8 protein-coding genes are annotated in these 6511 nt (G+C 42.4%); 4 read left to right on the top strand and 4 right to left on the bottom strand.

The window, feature by feature from the left end; translation table 11 throughout:
- Positions 1-412: 412 nt before the first annotated feature.
- Genes IKG78_RS04400 through IKG78_RS04390 form a run of 3 tightly spaced genes read right to left on the bottom strand, consistent with a single transcriptional unit; the run spans position 413 to position 2981 of the window.
- On the bottom strand, positions 413-1486 hold the full coding sequence (locus IKG78_RS04400; RefSeq protein ID WP_290939894.1) for a hypothetical protein: 1074 nt from the start codon (positions 1484-1486) through the stop codon (positions 413-415).
- Positions 1483-2466, bottom strand: coding sequence for a glycosyltransferase (locus IKG78_RS04395; RefSeq protein ID WP_290939891.1), 984 nt, complete (start codon positions 2464-2466; stop codon positions 1483-1485). The genes IKG78_RS04400 and IKG78_RS04395 overlap by 4 nt, the downstream gene beginning before the upstream one ends.
- The gene (locus tag IKG78_RS04390; protein WP_290939888.1) at positions 2466-2981 is read right to left on the bottom strand and encodes a hypothetical protein; all 516 of its coding nucleotides are present in this window, start codon (positions 2979-2981) and stop codon (positions 2466-2468) included. The genes IKG78_RS04395 and IKG78_RS04390 overlap by 1 nt, the downstream gene beginning before the upstream one ends.
- 118 nt (positions 2982-3099) lie before the next feature.
- Between IKG78_RS04390 and IKG78_RS04385 the strand changes: the two genes are divergently transcribed.
- The 4 genes from IKG78_RS04385 to IKG78_RS04370 all read left to right on the top strand — a co-directional run bounded on the left by IKG78_RS04385 (position 3100) and on the right by IKG78_RS04370 (position 5772).
- On the top strand, positions 3100-3660 hold the full coding sequence (locus IKG78_RS04385; RefSeq protein WP_290939885.1) for a hypothetical protein: 561 nt from the start codon (positions 3100-3102) through the stop codon (positions 3658-3660).
- An 11-nt stretch (positions 3661-3671) separates the two neighbouring features.
- Positions 3672-4157, top strand: coding sequence for a hypothetical protein (locus IKG78_RS04380; protein ID WP_290939883.1), 486 nt, complete (start codon positions 3672-3674; stop codon positions 4155-4157).
- Between the two features lie 172 nt (positions 4158-4329).
- The gene (locus IKG78_RS04375) at positions 4330-4929 is read left to right on the top strand and encodes a superoxide dismutase (protein ID WP_290939881.1); all 600 of its coding nucleotides are present in this window, start codon (positions 4330-4332) and stop codon (positions 4927-4929) included.
- 90 nt (positions 4930-5019) lie between these two features.
- A complete protein-coding gene (locus tag IKG78_RS04370; protein WP_290939878.1) occupies positions 5020-5772 on the top strand; it encodes a hypothetical protein in 753 nt (250 codons plus the stop codon).
- A 16-nt stretch (positions 5773-5788) separates the two neighbouring features.
- Here the strand turns inward: IKG78_RS04370 and IKG78_RS04365 are convergent, their stop codons facing one another.
- The gene (locus IKG78_RS04365) at positions 5789-6313 is read right to left on the bottom strand and encodes a hypothetical protein (RefSeq protein WP_290939875.1); all 525 of its coding nucleotides are present in this window, start codon (positions 6311-6313) and stop codon (positions 5789-5791) included.
- Positions 6314-6511: the final 198 nt, after the last annotated feature.

Here is a 6511-nt window from a genome sequence, read left to right as displayed (position 1 = left end):
CCCTGAACGGCACCGCGAACGCGTCCACAACGTCACTGTTGGATTCGTCCTGAACAGCACAATCGGACGCGTCACCCTGAACGACACTGCAGAAATGCGTCATCCTGAACGAAGTGAAGGATCCAGTAACATTTTGTACTGCAAAAGCAGGAATTGACTGGATCCTTCGTCCCTTCGGTCCTCTAGATGACGATCACGATACTTCTGGATTCGTCCTGAACAGCACACCGTAGAATGCATCATCCTGAACGAAGTGAAGGATCCAGTAACATTTTGTACTGCAAAAACAGGAATTGACTGGATCCTTCGGCTTTTCGGCCTCAGGATGACGGCTTCGCGAACTGTATGGGGATCCTCGGCACTCCGTGCCTCCAGAATGACAGGTCATGGATGACAGGTTTTTCAGTACGGCTTACGGTTCTACAACTTCATAAGGAACGTGTCCGAGTCTTGCTGCGTATTTCGGAAAATTTGACGGATACGTCTTGTATTTACGATTGCGGTAAAGCTTTGCTTTTGTAGCTTTTGAAATAAGGAAAAATTCCGTAAAAGCTTTTAAATAATCTGTAGCTTTCTTGGAATTGTTGAAATCAATGTGGATGCTAGTTCCTTTGACAATGACTACGTTTGGAAATTTTGCCGCTTGCTCGAGGAATGTCGTGCTATCGGCGGTGACCAAAATTTTCGACGACTCTAGCGACTCTTGATGAGTTTGCGTTTCTGCGATTTCATTTTTAAGAGCGTTCAAGGCATCATTTAAAAGCTCTTTTTTGCTTTTGGCTGGTAATTCCTTAAAAGTGAATTCCTTGAAATCGCCGAGCATATTCTGAAAACGAAATGAATACGAAATATATTTTGTACCTAACAGTTCGTTGTAATGTGCGAGTTCCTTTTCTAATAGCGGCGATGGCTTGAATAATGCATTGAAGTATTCTGGAAATTTTTCGCCCAGTGTATCAACGCAAGAATACAAGTGGAATTGCTCGTGGAAAGCATCCAGCTGCCGTTCTAAAGCGGATTCATTGTCGAAATCCTCGCGGTAAAGGAGCACTGGCTTTGCTTTTGTTCGGTCCCGACTGATTTTACTCTCGTCAATGATCCAGTTTATTTCATGAGGTAGCAAGATCTCTTGAAGTAAAAATGGTGAAGTATGAAAAATCTTGAAATCTAGATCATGTTCGCTAGCGAATTTATATGCACTGACCATACCGCGCAATCTATCCGTGAGCCCGCCATGCATCCATTTGCCGTCTGCCATAAACACAAGTGTTTGGCGATTGGCGGTGATTCCTTTCGCGGCCTCAGTCTCGCGACTTTCTTCATTGCTTTTGGGCTGACCTTCGCCGATTTGATTGTTTTCTGCATACCCATCCCGCAAATGCCTTAGCTCTATCCCGCGTTGAATCAAATAGTCATGAACGCGTTTCTCGCCGAGAACGTGCCTTGCAATGTGAATGATGATTTCTTTGGGCGTAAACGAAATCACTGCATGCCTTTTTTTAAAAACTTGAAGAATAGAGAGCGGGGGAGATATGAAATCAGAATTGCCATGCGGTTTCGCATACGGATTTTCCAGTCGAAAAACGTGCCGAAACGGTATTTGCGTATATGCTCTAGTGCTTTTTTACGGTATTCTGCAAATTCTTCGGAATCTTCAGTTCTCATCAAAATGCTGAAACTTGCACTTAAAAGCATGCTGCGTGCGGCTTTGTAAAGTGGCTTTGGCTTCGACTTTGCCTTTTCGAAAACATCTTCTGCTATACCCAATAATGGTATTATTTTTTGATGATTAATTTGTGTTGAAAGTTCACTGCCCAAACGTTTGCGGTATAAGTATAGTTTTGCTTTCGTTATAGCTACTTTATTTGCTATAAGTAAAATGTCTGGAATTATTGCTAGGTCTTCGTATATTGTTCCAACGGGAAATTGCTTGTTTTTCCATAGAGCTGCTTTGTACAACTTATTCCATGCAGAGTAGTCTGGCAATGAATCTTGATAAAGCGAAATGCAAAATGCTTTTTCTGGCGTTAACCATGCGGAATTTGTTGTATTTTTTAGTTTTGCAACGTCAGGTGAAACTTCATTTTCTTTGTATGTTTCGTTGATGTTTTGTATGGAACAGCAAGCTATATCGGCTTGGTGCAATCGTGCAATGTAGAACAACGTTTCAAGAAAATTCGGTGCTACACAATCGTCGCTATCAACGAAGGTGACATATTCGCCTCGCATAATTTTAAGCCCCGTATTGCGGGCTTCGGATACGCCTTTGTTCGGCTGTCCAATAACGCGAAAGCGGGAATCAGATGATGCGTAACTGGCGGCAATTCTCGTACTTTCGTCGGTTGAGCCGTCGTCGATGATGATTGCTTCAAAATCCGTAAACGTCTGCGCCACGAGGCTATCGAGGCAGTCCTTGATGAACGCCTCGGTGTTGTACATGGGGATGATGACGCTGATTGCTGGCATTATTTTTCTTCTGTATTATCTATGAAACCTTGGAGAGCTTCGACCCAGCCTGCACGAACAAACGCCCCTGCTTGAACTAAATCGCTTTGAGCTTTTTCGTATGCTTTGAGAAGCTGGTTGTATTCCGAAACATCGCGTATCATCTTGACATCGTGGTGGAGCTTCTTTTCGAGCATGTCCTGCTTCCACTGGGCAACTCCGGCAAGGCATTTGCACGATACGCCTATGCTATCCAGGTAGGCGGGTACCGTATCGAGGAACGTCTTTTCGTAGGGCATTGACTTTGCTTTTGCCTCTTTTACCAAAGCTTTTTGCGAGACGACGTTCTTTTGGAGTTCATCCATGAGCCTTACAATACGGATAAAATCGACTTGCGGCCATATCAAGCTGAACGGCCACATTTTTTTCCAGTGAAATTTAAAGATGGAATCGTGCGCGGTATTTTTCGCACGAATCATTTCCTTGAGGTTCTCGTAGATAATTTGGGACGGTAATTTTTTTTCAAGTTCGCTCATATATGAAGAATATAAAAAATAGGCGTGTCTGAACGCGTTTTTTAAACTTAAATTTGCTTGTTTTTTTTAAATTAAAGTTTAGATTGTTTTTGAAACGTCTCTTTTTAAAAGGATTAATATGGATAATAAGAAATTGAAGATTCTAGTCGCGGTTGACGTTGTCATCCTCGTCGCTCTCTTTGTTCTCCTTAAATCGCTCCAAGGCGGGTACATGGAGCAGGCAAAACGCTCTGCGAACGAACAGGAAACGGCTTATTTGGAAAAGAACACTCAAGTTCTCGTAGAACAGTGGCGTTCCATCGACCAGTACAACATGGCGTGGAAGCTTGTTCATACGGTGCTCTCCGGTGCAAAGTCTGAAGCTGCGTTCGGCCAGGCTGTTGCGGCCATTGAAGCCGATAAAGATGCTCGTTTTAAACAGATTTCCCATATTTATACAGGTGTCGGCATTAATGACAAAGTACAAAACGGCATTTTTGAGAAAGCTGGCCTTGCCCAAGGTACGATTCTCCTCAAGAACGACAAGAATTCCAAGGAAATTGCTTGCGGTAAGGGTTGCGTCGTGAAGTTTAATTACGCCAAGGGAAAATTCAAGAGCGTAGATTACAGTGCCCTTGTTCAGTACGACTTGTCTAAAACGCTCAAAATTGAAAAACCGGGTGAATACCATTTTGAATAAAGGATGATATCATGAATTTAAAGAATATTTCTATTGCTCTTACCGTTCTTGTCTTTGGCCTTATCATCATGCTCTTCATGCAGAAGGGCAACTACGTTAATCAGGGCCGTGAACATTATGAAAAGACGACTGCCAATTCCTTCAAGGGAAATTCCATGGTGCTTGATCTTGTCAATAACGGAATTGAAATGAACAAGCAGACATGGGCGATTGCTTGCGAAGCTCTCCAGACCGTCAAGAACACTCAGGACATGGCAAAGCTCGAAGCGAAGTTCTTCCCGATGACCAAGGGTTCGAATAGCATCACGAACAAGACTCGCCGCTTTGAAGCTAGCTCTGCAAATGTCATTGTCTCTTACTTCGGTAAGGTCGAAGAAAACAAGACCACGGGCGTGAAGAGCCTTGCTGATTTGCAGTCCGTTGATGTAAGCGTCTTGCTTGGCAATGTTGCAACCGCATCTACAAGTGACGAAGCTGAAGAAGAAGGCGAAGAGTAATTAAGTCACTCCGGCTTCAGAGTCGGGGTTGCTTTTTACGCTGTTCTCCAAATAATTATTGATTTTCATCCCGGCATTGGTGTCGGGATTTTTTTTTGATACATAATTCCGCGTGATTGTATATATTTATTGCAAGAGCAGTGATAAAAACTTTTATTCAAGGAGATCTTTAATGATTCAGCCTACAAACGGAAAATTTGAAATGCCGACGCTTCCTTATGGGGCTTCGGACTTGTCGCCTGTGCTTAGTGCCGAAACGATGGAGTTTCATTTCGGCAAGCATTTGCAGACGTATGTGAACAATTTAAATGCAGCTCTTCCGAGGAGTGCTTTTGAAGGCAAATCGCTTGAAGAAATTGTCAAGAGTTCTGATGGCGGTGTCTTCAACAATGCGGGGCAGTTCCTAAACCATTACATGTACTTTGTACAATTTAAATCTCCTGTTGCTAACAACATTCCGACTGGAAAAATTGCAGATGCAATTGCCCGTGATTTCGGTTCTATTGAAAAATTTCAGGAAGAATTTCAGGCGAAAGGGGCGGGGCTTTTTGGTTCCGGCTGGGTTTGGCTTTCTGCCGACTCTAATGGCAAACTTGTGATTACGCAGGAGGGTAATGCTCAAAATCCGCTCACAAAGGGGCTCAAGCCACTGCTTACGTTCGATGTGTGGGAACATGCTTATTACATTGACTACCGCAATCGTCGCCCGGATTACCTCAAATCGCTTTGGAACATCGTCAATTGGGACGTTGTGAACAAGAGATTTGAATAGCAATGCTGAAGTGAGTGTTTTTTCCTTTGCAAGTCATAGAAAAGATTGATTCTAAATACTATATTTTGTGCGTAAAAAAAGGTATTTATTATGAAACGTATTTTTCAAATGGCTTTGGCTTGCATAGGACTTGCTTTTTTCGGGTGTTCTGGAGAATCGACGAATGCTGGTTCTGATGATTCGGAATATTTTATTGCGGAGGTGGGTTCATACAAATTGGAACAAAATGCTTTGTTGTTCACGCAAGGACTGTGTGAAGCCAAGGATGGAAAACTCGTATGGTCTAAAAGTGGCGAATCATCTAGGTTTCCAGCACAGTTCGATGAATCTAACGGAACTTTAAGATTGTCATTTAACAATGGCGATGTTCAATTTGGATATATAGGGAATTCTTTTCCTATAGGCGTATTTCGTGGTCAGAGTGTTGCCCTAGGAAATATTGATGGTGTTGTTTTAGAAAAAGACAATGCTTTAAAATTTGTCCTTTTCAAAAAGGATAATTGTTTTTTTGAAGATTATGACTTTCCCTTGTCCGGTGATGCAAAGCGGATTGATTGCAATACGGCTGAGGATAATGGATTGCTCACGAAATATTTGCCTTTTGAAGGCAATTCTATGAAGATGATTGTATCTGTAGGTAAAGTTTCTTGCAATATTGAATTTAAAAGAAGATATTCTTATTACGAGCAGGATTGCAAGGATGCGTATAACGATTTTTTGAAAGATTCTTCTGCTGCGAAAACGTTTGAATTTGGAAATTATCAATCTCAAGTCATTCAGGATGAAGAATGCATGAAAGAATTGAGAATTGAGCTGTTTGCAAAAAAAGTAAGGGAAGAATAAATAACTTCCCGTATTTTTAGGGTTGCTGTGGGCGAGGTGGCATTTTCGGCAACACAAGCTTTAATATAATCGGCACGAAAATAAATATCAGCACTTGTGCCACGATAAAGCAGATGATTTGCGAATGGATGAACATCGGCAAGAATGGGGGCTTGTGACCGTCTGGCATCAAGGCGAAATACACGAACGCGACCATCGCTGTGGTGATAAGCGGCGTGTATATCAGGTTCGAGGCTACGGATTCTACGATGTGCGTTTTTAATGTACGCGGCTGCAATTGAAATTTGCGGGCGAGTGCTGCGTTCACTTTAGGCATCGGTACGAGCAAGCCTATTGCAAAGCTGATTACGAAACTTAACGCAAAACATGCGAGAAAACCGATGATTGAGGCCATCATGGGCATCTCTGGTGGGCGTTCCGCCATCAGGTTCCCCGTGAGTGAAAGACCGAAGCTCATGAGCAATGCCATGATAAGAGCGATTTTAATCCCCGTCTTTCTCATTTGCTTTTCGACATTTGTCGGGACGTTTGGCTTATCCATATTTTCTCCATACACAGAAAGATTATTTTCTCCGTTCGTGGAATAAATATATCTTTTTTTGGAAAAAAAGCAAATTTTCAGCTTTTGCGGCTGTTGGAGGCTATTTCTAAAGTAAACAGCATTGATATTTCCCTTTTGTCTCCCCGGCCATTGTGCCGGGGTCGGTTTGTTATGAGAATTTACTTTTGTTGTTTACTA

Origin of the sequence: Fibrobacter sp. (genome assembly GCF_017545445.1) — a bacterium.
GTDB lineage: Bacteria > Fibrobacterota > Fibrobacteria > Fibrobacterales > Fibrobacteraceae > Fibrobacter.
This window is presented reverse-complemented; position numbering and strand designations above follow the sequence as displayed.